The sequence below is a fragment of the Crassaminicella profunda genome, assembly GCF_019884785.1.
GTDB lineage: Bacteria > Bacillota > Clostridia > Peptostreptococcales > Thermotaleaceae > Crassaminicella > Crassaminicella profunda.
In genome coordinates this window covers 2,814,952-2,829,737 of sequence record NZ_CP082326.1, presented here as the reverse complement: position 1 = coordinate 2,829,737, position 14,786 = coordinate 2,814,952, and the positions used below count along the sequence as shown (strand labels likewise).

The 14,786-nt window shown below is 30.0% G+C and carries 14 protein-coding genes; 10 read left to right on the top strand and 4 right to left on the bottom strand.

All coding sequences use genetic code 11. The features are described 5' to 3' along the window. Positions 1 to 3 precede the first annotated feature (3 nt). Together K7H06_RS13360 and modA are read left to right on the top strand one after the other, a co-directional pair. Positions 4 to 450: an MOSC domain-containing protein gene (locus tag K7H06_RS13360; RefSeq protein ID WP_223036545.1), complete on the top strand. Its 447-nt coding sequence runs from the start codon at positions 4 to 6 to the stop codon at positions 448 to 450. Next, entirely contained in the window at positions 437 to 1,240 is an 804-nt protein-coding gene (gene modA / locus K7H06_RS13355) for a molybdate ABC transporter substrate-binding protein (protein WP_223036544.1), read from the top strand. Before K7H06_RS13360 ends, modA begins: the two co-directional genes overlap by 14 nt. Positions 1,241 to 1,352: 112 nt before the next feature. On the opposite strand, the gene K7H06_RS13350 is transcribed toward modA, so the two are convergent. Genes K7H06_RS13350 through K7H06_RS13340 form a run of 3 tightly spaced genes read right to left on the bottom strand, consistent with a single transcriptional unit; the run spans position 1,353 to position 4,902 of the window. Beyond that, positions 1,353 to 2,372, bottom strand: a complete 1,020-nt coding sequence (locus K7H06_RS13350; protein ID WP_223036543.1) for a response regulator — start codon at positions 2,370 to 2,372, stop codon at positions 1,353 to 1,355. Between the two features lie 27 nt (positions 2,373 to 2,399). After that, a complete protein-coding gene (locus K7H06_RS13345; protein ID WP_223036542.1) occupies positions 2,400 to 3,569 on the bottom strand; it encodes an HDOD domain-containing protein in 1,170 nt (389 codons plus the stop codon). A 31-nt stretch (positions 3,570 to 3,600) separates the two neighbouring features. After that, the gene (locus K7H06_RS13340) at positions 3,601 to 4,902 is read right to left on the bottom strand and encodes a response regulator (RefSeq protein ID WP_223036541.1); all 1,302 of its coding nucleotides are present in this window, start codon (positions 4,900 to 4,902) and stop codon (positions 3,601 to 3,603) included. Between the two features lie 152 nt (positions 4,903 to 5,054). Here K7H06_RS13340 and K7H06_RS13335 point away from each other — a divergent pair, with 152 nt between their 5' ends. The 5 genes from K7H06_RS13335 to K7H06_RS13320 all read left to right on the top strand — a co-directional run bounded on the left by K7H06_RS13335 (position 5,055) and on the right by K7H06_RS13320 (position 9,163). Beyond that, positions 5,055 to 6,068, top strand: coding sequence for a DUF6765 family protein (locus tag K7H06_RS13335; RefSeq protein WP_223036540.1), 1,014 nt, complete (start codon positions 5,055 to 5,057; stop codon positions 6,066 to 6,068). Between the two features lie 225 nt (positions 6,069 to 6,293). Beyond that, a complete protein-coding gene (locus K7H06_RS13330) occupies positions 6,294 to 6,617 on the top strand; it encodes a DUF3870 domain-containing protein (protein ID WP_223036539.1) in 324 nt (107 codons plus the stop codon). 138 nt (positions 6,618 to 6,755) lie between these two features. Continuing rightward, a complete protein-coding gene (locus K7H06_RS13325) occupies positions 6,756 to 7,655 on the top strand; it encodes a DUF4392 domain-containing protein (protein ID WP_223036538.1) in 900 nt (299 codons plus the stop codon). A 116-nt stretch (positions 7,656 to 7,771) separates the two neighbouring features. Continuing rightward, positions 7,772 to 7,906, top strand: a complete 135-nt coding sequence (locus tag K7H06_RS21400; RefSeq protein WP_281426004.1) for a hypothetical protein — start codon at positions 7,772 to 7,774, stop codon at positions 7,904 to 7,906. Positions 7,907 to 8,044: 138 nt separating this feature from the next. Next, positions 8,045 to 9,163, top strand: a complete 1,119-nt coding sequence (locus tag K7H06_RS13320; protein WP_223036537.1) for an aldo/keto reductase — start codon at positions 8,045 to 8,047, stop codon at positions 9,161 to 9,163. Between the two features lie 51 nt (positions 9,164 to 9,214). On the opposite strand, the gene K7H06_RS13315 is transcribed toward K7H06_RS13320, so the two are convergent. Further along, positions 9,215 to 10,744, bottom strand: coding sequence for an ATP-dependent metallopeptidase FtsH/Yme1/Tma family protein (locus tag K7H06_RS13315; RefSeq protein WP_223036536.1), 1,530 nt, complete (start codon positions 10,742 to 10,744; stop codon positions 9,215 to 9,217). Between the two features lie 249 nt (positions 10,745 to 10,993). Here K7H06_RS13315 and K7H06_RS13310 point away from each other — a divergent pair, with 249 nt between their 5' ends. The 3 genes from K7H06_RS13310 (at position 10,994) to tig (ending at position 14,768) form a co-directional block, all read left to right on the top strand. Further along, the gene (locus tag K7H06_RS13310) at positions 10,994 to 12,781 is read left to right on the top strand and encodes a sensor histidine kinase (protein WP_223036535.1); all 1,788 of its coding nucleotides are present in this window, start codon (positions 10,994 to 10,996) and stop codon (positions 12,779 to 12,781) included. A gap of 188 nt (positions 12,782 to 12,969) precedes the next feature. After that, complete coding sequence (locus K7H06_RS13305; protein ID WP_223036534.1) at positions 12,970 to 13,110, top strand: hypothetical protein; 141 nt, start codon at positions 12,970 to 12,972, stop codon at positions 13,108 to 13,110. A gap of 374 nt (positions 13,111 to 13,484) precedes the next feature. Then, entirely contained in the window at positions 13,485 to 14,768 is a 1,284-nt protein-coding gene (gene tig, locus K7H06_RS13300) for a trigger factor (protein WP_223036533.1), read from the top strand. Positions 14,769 to 14,786: the final 18 nt, after the last annotated feature.

The following is a 14,786-nucleotide window of genomic DNA, read 5'->3' as shown; positions in this document are numbered from 1 at the left end:
TTTATGGGGAAAATTGTGGCCGTTTGTATAAGTAAAAAAAAAGGAACAGCTAAAATAAATGTAGGACAAGCTGAAATGGTTGAAAATCATGGGCTAAAGGGAGATGCTCATGCAGGAAATTGGCATAGACAGGTGAGTTTACTATCCTTTGAAAAAATAGAAGCTTTTAAAAAGAAAGGTGCCTTAGTAGAGGATGGAGCCTTTGGAGAAAATCTTATTGTTGAAGGAATCGATCTAAAGGAATTACCTATTGGAACAAAATTGATGGTGAATAATATAGAATTAGAGGTGACACAAATAGGAAAAGAGTGTCATAGCCATTGCCGCATTTATGAGACTGTAGGAGATTGTATTATGCCAAGAGAAGGAATTTTTGCACGTGTTCTAAAGGGTGGGATGATAAAAAACGGAGATGAGATGAAGGTGGTTTTTACGAATGAAAAAAATTAAAGGATGGGCTCTTGGAATATGTATTTTGATGTTTTTAGCTATAGTACTTACTGGATGTAGTGTAAAAGCATCTGAAGAAGAAAATAAACAACAAGAAATCACTGTTTTTGCAGCGGCATCTTTAACAGAGAGTATGGAAGAAATAGTTAATCAGTTTGAAAAAGAAAATCCTCATGTAAAAGTGAACCTTCATTTAGCAGGTTCAAGCCAATTGAGAGTTCAAATTGAACAAGGTGTAAAAGCAGATTTGTTTCTATCAGCCAATAAAAAACATTATGATGCTTTAAAAAATAAAGATTTTGTTTTAGAAGGAAAGCATTTTTTAAGTAATTCTATGGTTGTAATGTTTCCAAAGAATAATCCAGCGAAAATAAAAACATTAAAGGATATAGAAAAAACTTGTAAGCTGATTGTTGCTCAAGAAGAAGTACCAGCAGGGCAATATGCAAGACAGATCATTCATTCGTTAGCTGGTGAACTTGGAAAAAAATATGAGGAAAAGGTATTAGCTAATGTTGTATCTAATGAAAACAATGTAAAACAAGTAGTCAATAAAGTCGTATTAGGAGAAGGGGATGCTGGTATTGTTTACAAATCGGATATTACAAAAAATATAAAAGATAAGGTAAACATAGTAGAAATTCCAGTAGAACATAATGTAGAAGCTGCTTATTGGATGGCAGTGGTAAAGGATTCTAAAGAGAATAAAGACGTTCAGGAGTTTTATGAATTTTTATTAAAAGAAGGTCAAGGGATTTTTGAAAAATATGGATTTGAGAAAATACACTAATCCTTAATTTTTTAGGATAAATTGCATAATGGTATTTTTATGGAACATAAATAATGATCAAGCTCTTGGTATAATCCAAGAGCTTAATTATTAGATATACTATTTTTTATGGTTAAAATTTTATTTTTAATGAAAGAATATTATAATCAGGATTTTCTTTAATAAGCTCGAATTGACCATTTATAATTTGACAAAATTGATTCCATAAAGGAATGAAGGACATAAAGTTATCTTTAGAAGATGAATTTTTCATGAGTTCAATAATAAAAAATAATGTAGTAGTATCTTTAGAACTCTCGCTAGAAAGGGTAAACTTTAAGGTATGATATTGTCTCAAAGAATGTTTGATAAAAAGTGTTAAATAGGCCATGAGTAATTTATAATTTCCATGAAATTGAATATTTTTTTCATCCTTTAGCTGGATTTCAATAGGGTTTTTAGAATAATTTTGTGAAATATAGTTGCTTATTTCGGTGATTATTTTTTTGAAATCAAAGTTTGTTGTTACAGTTGGTAAAGTATCCATGTATTTTTTATGTATCTCTTCAATAAAATCTAAATGAGCATGAAATAAATTAGGATTTCCTTGAGTAGATGAATTTTTTATATAGTTCAAAATGTTTTGGTCAAGTGTTCTGATGTTTTCATAGTCTTTATGCATATTTGAAAATTTTTCATTACTAGATTTTAGTATTTGAGTATATAATGTATTTTTCCTTTCAATTTCTGCTTTCATTTTTTCTCTTTCTATTGTTAAATTATAATATTCAATAGATTGTTTGATAATAGGGATCAGTTCTTCTTCTAAATTCCAAGGTTTTGCAATAAATTTAAATATATTTACTTGATTAATAGTTGCTAGGATTTGTGGGATTTGTGTATATCCACTTAAAACGACTTTTACTACATCTGGATATTTTTCACTGATCATTTTTAATAGGGTTAAGCCATTCATCTTAGGCATTCTCATATCTGTAACAATGACACTGATCTTGTTTTTTTCCATTATTTTGAGAGCTTCTTCTCCACTATATGCAAATTCTTTTTTAAATTCTTCATCTATTAAACCTCTACGTAAGGAACTAATAATATGGGTATCATCATCTACAAATAAAACTGTATTATTTTTCATAGCTTTTCCTCCTTTGCTAATGGCATTTTATAACTTTAATTCAAGGAGTGCTTTTTCGAAATCCTCTTTAGGGATGTTTAATAGATTAAAGGCTCCTTCATTTTGATTATTACTGAATTGGGTATGATCTAAAAATTTCCATGAGTAAGTGCCAGCAATATGCACAATAGAAACTAATTCTTTATTGATGATTCTTGGGTCTGTTGGATTGTGATGAAATAAAGCAGATTCGATAATAGGGTGTGGAATCTCCCACCAATCCAATAGATAAGCACCTATTTCTTGATGATTAACCCCTAGAACTTCTTTTTCAAGATCTGCTATATTTAACTTTGGTTCTAGTATAGTGCGTTTAAATATTTTCACATATTTTTCATGGAAATTATTCAACAATACAACTTTACCAATATCATGTAATAGTCCAGCAGATTCATAAGTTTTGGGTACTTTTTTTTGTAGTATTTTTTTATAAATGAAGATAACCATTCGATTTGTTAAATTTACATGTTTCCATAATAAATCTGTTAAAAAAGGGTTTAGTTGTGTAGAAAGAAAAACACTATTGGATAAAACCATATGTTTTACATTGGATAGCCCTAAATACATGATAGCATCCTTAACAGATCCTGTCTTTGAGGAAGAAAAAGCAGAATTGACAACACGTAAAATTCTTGAGGAGATGGCTTGATCTTCTTCGATTTTTTTTGAAATTTCATCGATACCCGCATCTTTTTCAATAAGTGTGCATAGATCTTGATAGAGAAATGGTAAAGTTGGTAAATCATCTAAATTATGAATTAAATTCAATAGGTTTTTATTTCTTAGAATATCCTCAAATCCAAATATTTTATCTATAATGGATAATAAAGTATCATTGCTCCAGGGTTTGAAAAGGTATAATTTTGCTAAATTGTTTTCTAACGCTTGGACGATTTTATTGTTGTCCGTATAGCCACTAAAAGCCACTCTTAAGACTTTTGGATGTTGTTCTTTTACTTTTTGTAATAATTCATAGCCATTCATAGTAGGCATTTTAATATCTGATATAATGAGGTCAATATTTTCGGTATCAAGAATTTTAAGAGCGTCTTTCCCGTTATTTGCTAAAAAAACTTGATAATCTTTATCTAAGAATAAGCGATTTAAAGATCGCAAGATTTGTTCTTCATCATCTACAAATAAAATACTTTTCTCCATGGAATATCCCCCCTTTTGAGTAGAAATGGAATTATGAAGACATTTTTTTTATAGGAAGTTTGATTGTAAAAGTAGTCCCCTGATCTACTTCACTACTTACTAGAAGTTCTCCTGAATGTTTATTGACGATAATATCATAAGAAATACTTAACCCTAGACCTGTTCCAGATCCAACTTCTTTTGTGGTGAAAAATGGATTGAATATTTTATCGATAATATCTTTAGGTATCCCTGGTCCGTCATCTATTATTTCACACACTACATAATTTTCATTGGAAAAAGTAGAGATGGTAATAAGCCCTTGTTCTTCTCTAGATTGACTTTTAATGGCTTGAACAGCATTCACCATAATGTTTAATAAAACTTGTCCAATTTGTGTTCTATTGCAGGATGTGAGAGGTAAATCTTTTAGATCTTTTTCGATATCAATAATATATTTAGCTTCATTTTTTATTAGAAGAAGGGTTTCTTCCACAAGATCATTAAAATCATAATAATTAAAGTCATTTTCTAAGTCATGTCTAGCAAAATTTCTCAAGCTTTGAACAATTTTTGTTATTTTTTCTAGGCCTTTAAAGGAATCATCAATGAGGCTATCTATATCTGTCATAATAAAATCTAAATGCAATTTTTTCTTTAATGAATAAAGTTCTTTCATGTGGTTTTGCACTTCTTTAGATTGAATATCTGTATCACTAAGGCAATCTAACAATTTTCTATACTGATCAATGGCAGTTTTTATTTTATGAATATATTTACTAAGGGTTTCCGTATTACTAGATACATATCCTATAGGATTATTGATTTCATGAGCTACACCAGCTGCAAGTTGACCAATTGCAACTAGTTTTTCTTTTTGAACAAGATAAAATTGTGTTTCTTGTAGTTTTTTATTTAAGCTTAATAATTCTTGATTTTGCTCTTTTATGGTATCTAAAGTTTCATTTAGATAGAGTGCGTAATTTCTGATGCTTATGGCAGATTTTACTCTTGAAATGAATTCAATGGGTTCGATAGGTTTGTTAATAAAGTCTGTAGCACCATATTCAAAGCTCTTTTTTAGAGCTTGTTTATCTGTAAGGGATGTAAACATAATCACTGGTATGTTATGGTGCTTTTCATCTTTTCGAATTTCTTTTAAGACTTCTAGTCCATCTATTTCAGGCATGACAATATCTAGGATGACAATATCAATGGTTTGTGCAGCAAGAAGATTTAAAGCTTTTTTTCCAGAATTGGCTAAAAGAATATGACAATTAATTTTGTTTTCAATCAATATGTTTTTAGCATATTCTAAGTTGAATTTAGTATCATCTACAATGAGTATGTTCATGGCAACACCTCCTAAAATTTTCAAATGCTTATTTGTTTAAATATTCGACAAATTAGCTGATAATCCTTTTTTATGCATCATAAATGCTTTGAGGAATGTATGGATATAAGAAGCATAAAATATAGGAGGATTAAATTTAAAGGGGGAGAATTATGCAAATAGATTTCCATTATTATGCTATTTATACACTCTGCAGATTGGCAGGAATAAAAGATGAATATAGTAAAAAAATAGCCTATGCTTCACAGCATGTAGATGATGCAAAGTATGATCATGTGCTAGAATTTCAAAGTGGTGGGAGATTTGAGCAGCAGAGGTCTGCCCATAAATTTCTTGATTTAGGTGTATTTAGTAAGAGTACAGGATATGATATATTTTTACCTTTTCACTTTTTACCAGGGATAGAGGGAGAAGAATTTTATGAAAAATTAATATGTAGACAAAATAGTAAAACAGCCAGAGAAATGATGAAAGATACATTGAATACATTAGATAAGCCCTATGGGTTACATCGATTAGGAATATCTTTGCATGTATATGCAGATACATGGTCCCATCAAAAATTTCATGGATTATTTAGAAAAGAAAATGATGTAGATGATTTGGAGTTGATCAATGGATTAGATGATTCAGAAGCTATTATTTGGTTAAAAGAAAAATTTATACCTACAATAGGGCATGGGCAGGCATATATTTACCCAGATGAACCTTATTTGATTTGGAGATATGTTGGGTATAATATGAAAGAAAAATTGACTGTAAATAATCAAGATAGAGCAATGGATGCCCTTTATCATATATACAATTATTTAACCAATGAGGTAAGAAGAAGAAAACCTGAAATTTATGAAGGATATTCAAGAAAATGGAGGATGATAGAAAGAAAAATAAAACATATTCTATTAAACAGAGCATTGGTAGATGAAAGAGTAAAGCTTTGGCAAGAACAATTGAAAAACGGTTTCTTTGGATTTAAAGAAACAATTCAATATGATGATAGAGAATGGTTTAATGAAGCTGTAAAAGTAATCGATCAAGATAAAAATATATATGATAAGAATGAAAATTTCCATCAATGTGATTGGAAATATTTTCAAGATGCATTAGTTTTTCATCGATTTTATATTATGAATGAGCTATTACCTAAATACGAAATTATTACATAGTTTGAAAATACAATGATAGGAAAAAATAAGGAAAAGTATGTAGGATACTTTTCTTTATTTTATTAAAAGAATGATTTGAAAATTTTTGTTTTATTAAAAGGTATATGGATAAAGTAACATCTATATAAGGGTAAGCTAAATAAAAATAGAAATAAATATAAAAGGAAATCCATAAAAGTTATAGAAAATATATAATAAATTTAGTCAGAACAGGAGGGGGTTTCATTGTCATATGAAAAAAATACAGTTTATATTTTAGGAACTTCAAAAATAAGCAAAAATGACCCAATTGCTGCTTTATATGATATACTATTTATAGGAGTTATTTTAGAAAGAGATACAGGGAAAATTATTGATTCAACTTGTAATATGGTAAGAGATGTTACGAGTGACTTTATAAAATCCATATTGGTAGGATACCATCTAAAGGACGATATAGAGGAAATTGTATATGAAATTCAGGACAGATTTTATGGGATGGCGCAAAAGGCAGTGATTGCTGCTGTAAAAGATGCAAGAAATAAATATATGATGATTAAAGAACAGTAATCATTATAAATATATTAGATGTTTTATGGACCAAGTATATAGATTACCCTCTGTATATATCGGTAAATAAGACCCAGATGCTAGTATGCACTGGGTCTTTGTGTATTTTTGGAAAAATTAATAAGGAGCTGATGTACTTTGTATAGAAGTTATTTTGAAGAATTAGAAAATATCATGAGAAAAAATCTTGATAAGAGAGGAATGGACAAAATTAGATTAACAGGAGAACTAGAAAAGGGGACAAGGGAACTTTTGGAAAGTAAGGTAGTTTTTATTGTTACAGGGTTTTGTATAAAAGATGCCCTAAAAGGAGAGACGGATGGACCTATTGGAGCAGTATCTTTAGCAGGGGCACTAGAAAATTTAGGGAAAGAGGTTATATTGATTACAGATGAATATTCAAGGGATATGGTATATAGATGTTGTTTAGTAAAAGGGATTGTTGCTCCTGTAAAAATTGTTCCTTATGAAGAAGCAGAGGCGTTTTGTGAAAAATTAATAGAAATCCATAAGCCATCCCATATAGTAGCTATAGAAAGACCAGGAAAAGCGAAAGATGGAAAATACTATTCTATGAGAGGAGAGGACCTTAGTGATATTATTCCCAATACAGATCCATTATTTAAGAAAGGAAAAGAACTAAAAATCAAAACATTAGCTGTTGGAGATGGAGGCAATGAATTAGGAATGGGAAAAGTTTCATCATTTGTGAGAAATAATGTTCCTAATGGAGAAAAAATATGTGCTTCTATAAGTGCTGATTATCTTATTGTAGCAGGTGTATCCAACTGGGGTGCTCATGCTATAGTAGGAGCTCTTTCTTTAATGACAAATCAAATGTTACTTCATGATTTAAAAACAGAAATATGTTTATTAGAGGAGATGATCAAGGCTGGAGGGGTAGATGGATGTACGAAAAGGTGTGAATTAACAGTAGATGGTTTGAGTCTTGAAGAAAATCTTGAAATTCTTCAAAAATTGAGAAGTGTTGCTGAATCAGTAATAAATAAGCATAAAAACAATATGTTAGCTGGATAAAATTCAAAAGAATTCTCCTTTGTATAAGAAAAAATAGTAAAAATTTCGTATTTGTCGAATGATTTATGTAGGAATTCAAAACTATTTGTCGAAGTAAATAGATGAGGGGGGATGAAATGATGGATAAATTGGATAAAAGAACCATTGAAATATTAGAAAAAATCCTGAAAGTCCTAGAAAATGCTGGAGATGACATAAATTGGAATAAAGAAACGAGTAGGATAAAAGAAAAGGACTATTTTTTAAATTAAATATAAAAAATATAAATATAAATTTTTTCAAATAAAACCTCCAAATGATTTGGAGGTTAATTTTTGTGAATGATAAACTAAAGAATGGTACAATATTATTAGAATACATATAAGAATGAAAAAAGGAGGAAGTAAAGAATGATCTATAGAGAATATGGAAAAACAGGAAAAATCGTTTCTGCTGTTGGTTTTGGAGGCATGCGTTTTGATCTATCTAAAAGCAATGAAGAAAATGCAGAATTAGTAAGATATGCAAGTAGTAAAGGGATCAATTATTTTGATACAGCTCCAGGCTATTGTGAAAACAGAAGCGAAAAGATTTTTGGAATAGCTTTTAAAGATATGCCACAGGATTTTTATGTTTCTACAAAAGGAATGCCTACAGAATATGATACAAAAGAAAAGGCTAAGACGGCAGTAAAGAGATCTTTGGAGAAGCTAGGAGTAGATAAAATAAATTTTTATCATGTATGGTGTCTTAGAAAAATGAGTCATTATGATTTAGCAATGAAACCAGGTGGACAATATGAAGGCCTTTTGGAATGTAAAGAAGAAGGGTTAATTGATCACATTGTTTGTTCATCTCATCAGCCAGGTCATGAAGTAAAAAAGATTTTACAGGCAGGAAAATTTGAAGGAGTTCTACTAGGGGTGAATGTTTTAAATTTTCCTTATCGATGGGATGGAGTAGTTAGTGCTTATGATAGTGGGTATGGGGTAGTTGCTATGAATCCTTTAGCAGGAGGAGCTATTCCAAAGCATGAAAAAGAACTAAGTTTTCTTGGCATGAAGGGAGAAACGCCTACAGAAGCAGCTCTTCGTTTTAATATTGCTTCTCCTCAAATCACAGTAACTCTAAATGGTTTTACAACAAAAGAGCAGATTGATATGGCTTGCCGCATTGCTGATGAAGGAACTACTTTTACTGAAAAGGATTTGGAAAAAATCAAAAACCATCTTGGAGAAAATATGAATGCTGTATGTACAGGATGTGGATATTGCTGGGATTGTCCAATGAAAATTCCAGTTCCAGCTTATATGCAATTTTATAATGATAAGCAGATGTTCGGAAAAAGTGAAGAAGAAATGAAAAAAGAATTAAAAAGAATACGAGAGTGGGGATTCTTAGCAGTAAGAAAGGGTAGTGCAAAGGATTGTATAAAGTGTGGAAAATGTGAAGAAGCCTGTACCCAGCATTTACCGATTATAAAACGATTAGAAGAAATTGCTGAGTGGGAGAAAAGTATAGAAAAGTAAAATGATAAAGCCAAAAATCAATTTGATTTTTGGCTTTATTTAGTCATAAGTTTATGCTGTTTCCATTAAACTATTTAATTCATCTCCTGACAATGATTCCTTTTCAAATAATTGTTCAGCAATAGATGTAAGATATGTTTTATTTTCTTTCAAAAGATTTAATGTATTTTCATAACAACTATCAATAATTTTTTTTACCTCATCATTAATTTTCTCCATATTTCCATAAATCATTTTTGTATTGAAGGTCCTATTGCCCAAGTCACTCATACCATATTCACAAATCATTCCTAATATAATATCGGTTGCTTTATTTAAATCATCCTTTGCTCCTGTTGTCACTTCTCCAAAAATGATTTCTTCTGCTGCTCTTCCAGCAAGAATACTTTGTACTCTTTTTAATAGATCTTTCTTTGTGTAAAGATATTGATCTTCTGATGAAGCGTTCAGTACATATCCTAATGCTTGACTGGTAGGAATGATAGATATTTTTTCAATAGAATGGACCTTAAGGAGTTTTCCCACAAGGGCATGACCAGCTTCGTGAAAAGAAACAATTCTTTTTTCTTTTTCACTGATGGTTGAATTTTTCATTTTTAGTCCAGCAATAATTCTTTCTATGGCATTGTCAAAGTCTAATGGAGTGATTTGTTCTCGATTATTTCTTACAGCTAATAAGGCAGCTTCATTTACAATACTAGATATATGGGCACCAGATAATCCATGGGTTTTTATAGCGATTTTTTCTAAACTTACTTCTTTAGATAAGGGTTTATTTTTGGTATGAACTTTAAGCATTTGTTTTCGTGCTATTTTATTAGGATTGCCAATATAGACGTGTTTATCAAATCTTCCAGGACGAAGGAGTGCTGCATCTAATATATCAATTCTGTTTGTAGCACCGATAATCACGATAATGCTTTCATCTTCCAATTTAAAACCATCCATTTCAGTTAAGAGCTGATTGAGGGTTTGATTGCATTCTGATTGACCTTCTTCGCTCCTTTTGGCACCAATAGCATCAATTTCATCAATAAAGATAATACAAGGTGCTTTTTCTTTTGCTTTCTCAAAGAGCTCTCTTACTCTTTTAGCACCTACGCCTACATACTTTTCCATAAATTCAGAACCGCTTGCAACAATAAATTCTGTATTTGTTTCACCAGCTAGAGCAGATGCTAATAAAGTTTTTCCTGTACCAGGAGGGCCATAAAGTAAAATTCCTTTTGGAATTTTAGCACCCATTTTTTTATATTTTTCAGCATGATTGATGAAATCAGCAATTTCCATAATTTCTTCTTTTACTTCTTCAAGTCCTGCCACATCATCTAACTTAACAGAAGATTTTATGCTTTCCTTTTCTTTATTTTTTTCATTTTTGGGAACATTTGCATAAGCTTTAGAATTATCTTTTTTTCCAAAAAGATAGAGTAGTTGAAGAAATACAATAGTCATACACAGGGCTAACATTTTTTTATTTACAAAAGGAAAGAGAATTACTTTTTTTTCTAGAGAGTAGATTCCCAAAATGGATAGACTTATGCAAAGCAATAAAACTGCATAAAATAATCTTTTTTTCATAAGTGTGCCCCCTTCAAGATGATACGAAAATAGATTGCAAATAAAAATTAACTATTCAGAATATTAAAATATTTATTTAAGTATATTCTATAATTTGTATGTAAATACCTTCTAAGGAAATATTTTTCTTTAACTTTTTTTGAATAGGACCTATTGATGAAGTCGACAGGGACTATGTCGAAATTTGCTATCGAAAGACAAAGGAAAGTTCGTGTATGTGGAGAATATTGGTAATGGCAGGTGGTGAAAATGAAAGTAAATTATTTTAAAAAATTAATAAGAAGGATTCTTATTTATACGATGATTATTTGTACAGTGCTTACATCGATCCTTGTATTTTTTTCACAAGTCATATCAAAAAAAATGATGATGGGATTAGTGGATGATCAAAGTTTTAATAATTCTCAATTTTATGCTGAAAGAATTGGAGAATGCATTAATAAAAAAATCTTTTCAATGAAAGTTTATGCAAATAGTCCTGCTATAAAAAGCATGGATTGGAATAAAATACAGCCTTATTTAAAAAGAAAAAATGAGCAAAATGAAAACTTTTATTCTGATTTTTTTGTAGCAGATGCATCAGGAAGAAAAAAAGGAAAAAATGAGTATATTGGAAATAGTAAATACTTCAAATTATCAATGAAGGGAGAAGATTTTTTATACAATATACATGTTTCAAAAAGTGATGGAGATTTAATGGGGTGCATGACTGTTCCTGTAAGAGGTAAAAACAATGAAGTAATTGGTATATTAGGCGCTAATATCAATTTAGAATGCATGAATGTAGTATTGAAAGAATTCAAAGTAGATCATCCTAAATCTTATTCCTATATTATAGATAAAAATGGACTCATTGTAAGTCATCCTAAAAAAAGCATGATTATGAATGAGAATATTATAAAGCTTTCAGATGAGGTCAGTGGGAGTTTAGCAAATAGTGGGTTTACTATTTTGCATAATGATATGGGGTATGTTGAATATAATGTAGAAGGAATTTCTACCCGTGCATATTTTCATACGATTCCACATACACAACATTGGAAGATTATTGTAAAAGTTCCAAAAGAATATTTATATGAACCTATTCAAGAAAAGACGAACATGTTGCTGAGGATAGCAGTTTTGGGTACAATCGTCATTGGAATGATTTCTTTGGCATTGGGACAATTTATTGCTGCACCTATGCTGAAATTGAAAAAAGATATGGAAGAGGATCAAAAAGTTTTAAAAGAAAAAATTCAATATGAAAAGCTAAAAACGGAGTTTTTTGCCAATATTTCTCATGAATTAAAAACTCCACTAAATATTATTTTTTCAACAACACAATTGTTAAGCCTGTATAGTAAAAACAATACTGAAAGGATAGATTCGGTTACATTAAATAAACATATAAGAATCATGAAACAAAATTGCAATAGACTTTTAAGATTAATGAACAATTTGATTGACATAACAAAGATAGATTCAGGATATATGCAGTTAAATTTACAAAATGGAAATATAATACAAGTTGTAGAAGATATCATCTTATCTACAGCAGAATATGTAGAAAGTAATGGTAAAAATATTATATTTGATACAGATGTAGAAGAAAAAATGATGGCATTTGATCCAGATAAGATAGAACGAATTGTATTAAATCTCATTTCCAATGCCCTTAAGTTTACAAATTTGGAAGATTCTATTTTTGTAAATATCTATGATGGGGATGAAAAGATTCTAATTAGGGTAAAAGATACGGGAATCGGTATTCCAGAGAAGAAGCTTATGTTGATTTTTGAAAGGTTTAGGCAGGTAGATTCCATTTTAACTAGGAAGGTAGAAGGTAGTGGAATCGGTCTATCCTTAGTAAAATCTTTTGTAGAAATGCACGAGGGAAAGATTGATGTAAAAAGTGAATTAAAAAAGGGAACAGAATTTATGATAGAACTACCTGTAAAGTTAGTTGATGAAGAAAATTTTGAACCTATTGAAAAATCACTGGAAAAAGATAATGTAGAAAAAATAAATGTTGAGTTTTCAGATATATATTCATAGGCCTGTATATGCAGGCCTAATTTTTTTAAAAAAAGTACATGCATACAATTGACAAAATTGTATACACGTATTATAATATATTTAAATACAAGTATATATAATTTATAAAAGAGAGAATATGAGAAAGTTTTCATACAAAAAGACAAATAATAAATAAGAAATTGATAAGGTAGAAGGAGGACAAAAATATGAAAAATAATTATAATGAAGAAGTAATGAATCATTTAGAAAAATGCGGTGTAGTTACCTGTATTCATTGTATAGGAGGATACTGTGATCGTTGTGAAAAATGTGATTTGTACGAAAGAACGTTATTGCAAGAAAATTAAGGATCATTATACAAAAGAAAAAAATAAATAAGGAAGAGCCTATGATAATAGAAAAATTTAAATAATTAGAGCAGAACCTAAAAGAAGAAAATGGTTCTGCTTTTATTATTAAAAAAAGCTTGATATTGTTTACTTTTTAAGGGATAATGATATAATGTAAATGAATAAAAGACCAATGGATAATCCATTGGTCTTTAAAGTGCTGAATAGTTTTATCAAACATTGGCAAAAATTACAAAAGCTATATCTAGAATCTATTCATAAAGCAAAAAAATGCTTGACACATAAAATTTATGGTATAATATATAGGTTAAAAAGTCTACATATTAAAATAGCCTATTAAGAAATATGAAAGTGATAGAGGAGGAAAAAAAATGAGTTCAACAGTAGTGAAAAAAGAAAATAATGAAGTAACTTTAAAGATTGAAGTTCCTGCAGCAGATTTTGAACAAGCAATACAAAAAGCATACAACAAAATGAAAAAAAGATTCAATATTCCTGGATTTAGAAAAGGAAAAGCACCAAGAAAGATTATAGAATTAAATTATGGGGTAGAAGTATTTTATGAAGAAGCAATCAATGAAGTATTCCCTAAAGTATATGAAGCTACTATTGATGAGCAAAAATTAGAGCCAGTAGATAGACCTAGTCTTGATGTTGAAGATATCGTTAAAGGTCAAGATGTAGTATTTGATGTTACAGTTACAGTAAAACCTGAAGTAACCCTTGGCGATTATAAAGGTATAGAAGTAGAGAAAAAAGAGTATAATGTTACTGATGAGGATGTAGAAAAGGAAATTGAAGGATTAAGAGAAAGAAATTCAAGACTTATTGCTGTAGAAAGACCTGTTCAAGATAAGGATACAGTAATCATTGACTATGCAGGTTTTGTAGGTGATGAGCAATTTGAAGGAGGTACTGCTGAAAAGCAAACTCTAGTAATTGGATCAGGACAATTTATACCAGGTTTTGAAGAGCAATTAATTGGCAAAGCAGCTGGAGAAGAAACAGAAGTAAAAGTAACTTTCCCAGCAGAGTACCAAGCAGAGGATTTAGCTGGAAAAGATGCAGTATTCAAAGTAACAGTACATGAAGTAAAAGAAAAAGAATTACCTGAACTTGATGATGAGTTTGCAAAAGATGTGAGTGAACATGATACATTAGAAGCTTTAAAGCTAGATATTAAAGAAAAACAAGAAAAAGCAGCTAAAATGAGAGAAGAAGAAGAAGTAAAAGATGCTGTTGTTAAGAAAGTAGCAGAAAATGTACAAATAGAGATTCCAGAAGTGATGGTAGAGCATAAAATAGATGATATGCTTAATGAATTTGGATATCAACTACAATATCAAGGATTAAACTTAGATACATATCTTCAATATACAGGAACAAAGATGGAAGATATGAGAGAACAAATGAAGGAAGAAGCATACAATAGAGTAAAAACGCAATTAACCCTTGAGGCAATTGGAAAAGCAGAGAACATAGAAGTAGCTGCTGAAGTAGTTGATGAAGAAATAGAAAAATATGCAACACAATATAAGATGGAACTAGATAAATTCAAAAAGACATTAAGACCAACTGATATGGAAAGCATTGAAGATAGTCTTAGAGTAAGAAAGACAGTTGATTTCTTAGTAGAAAATGCTAAGATTGCTTAAGGTGTAAGCTAAGGAGGG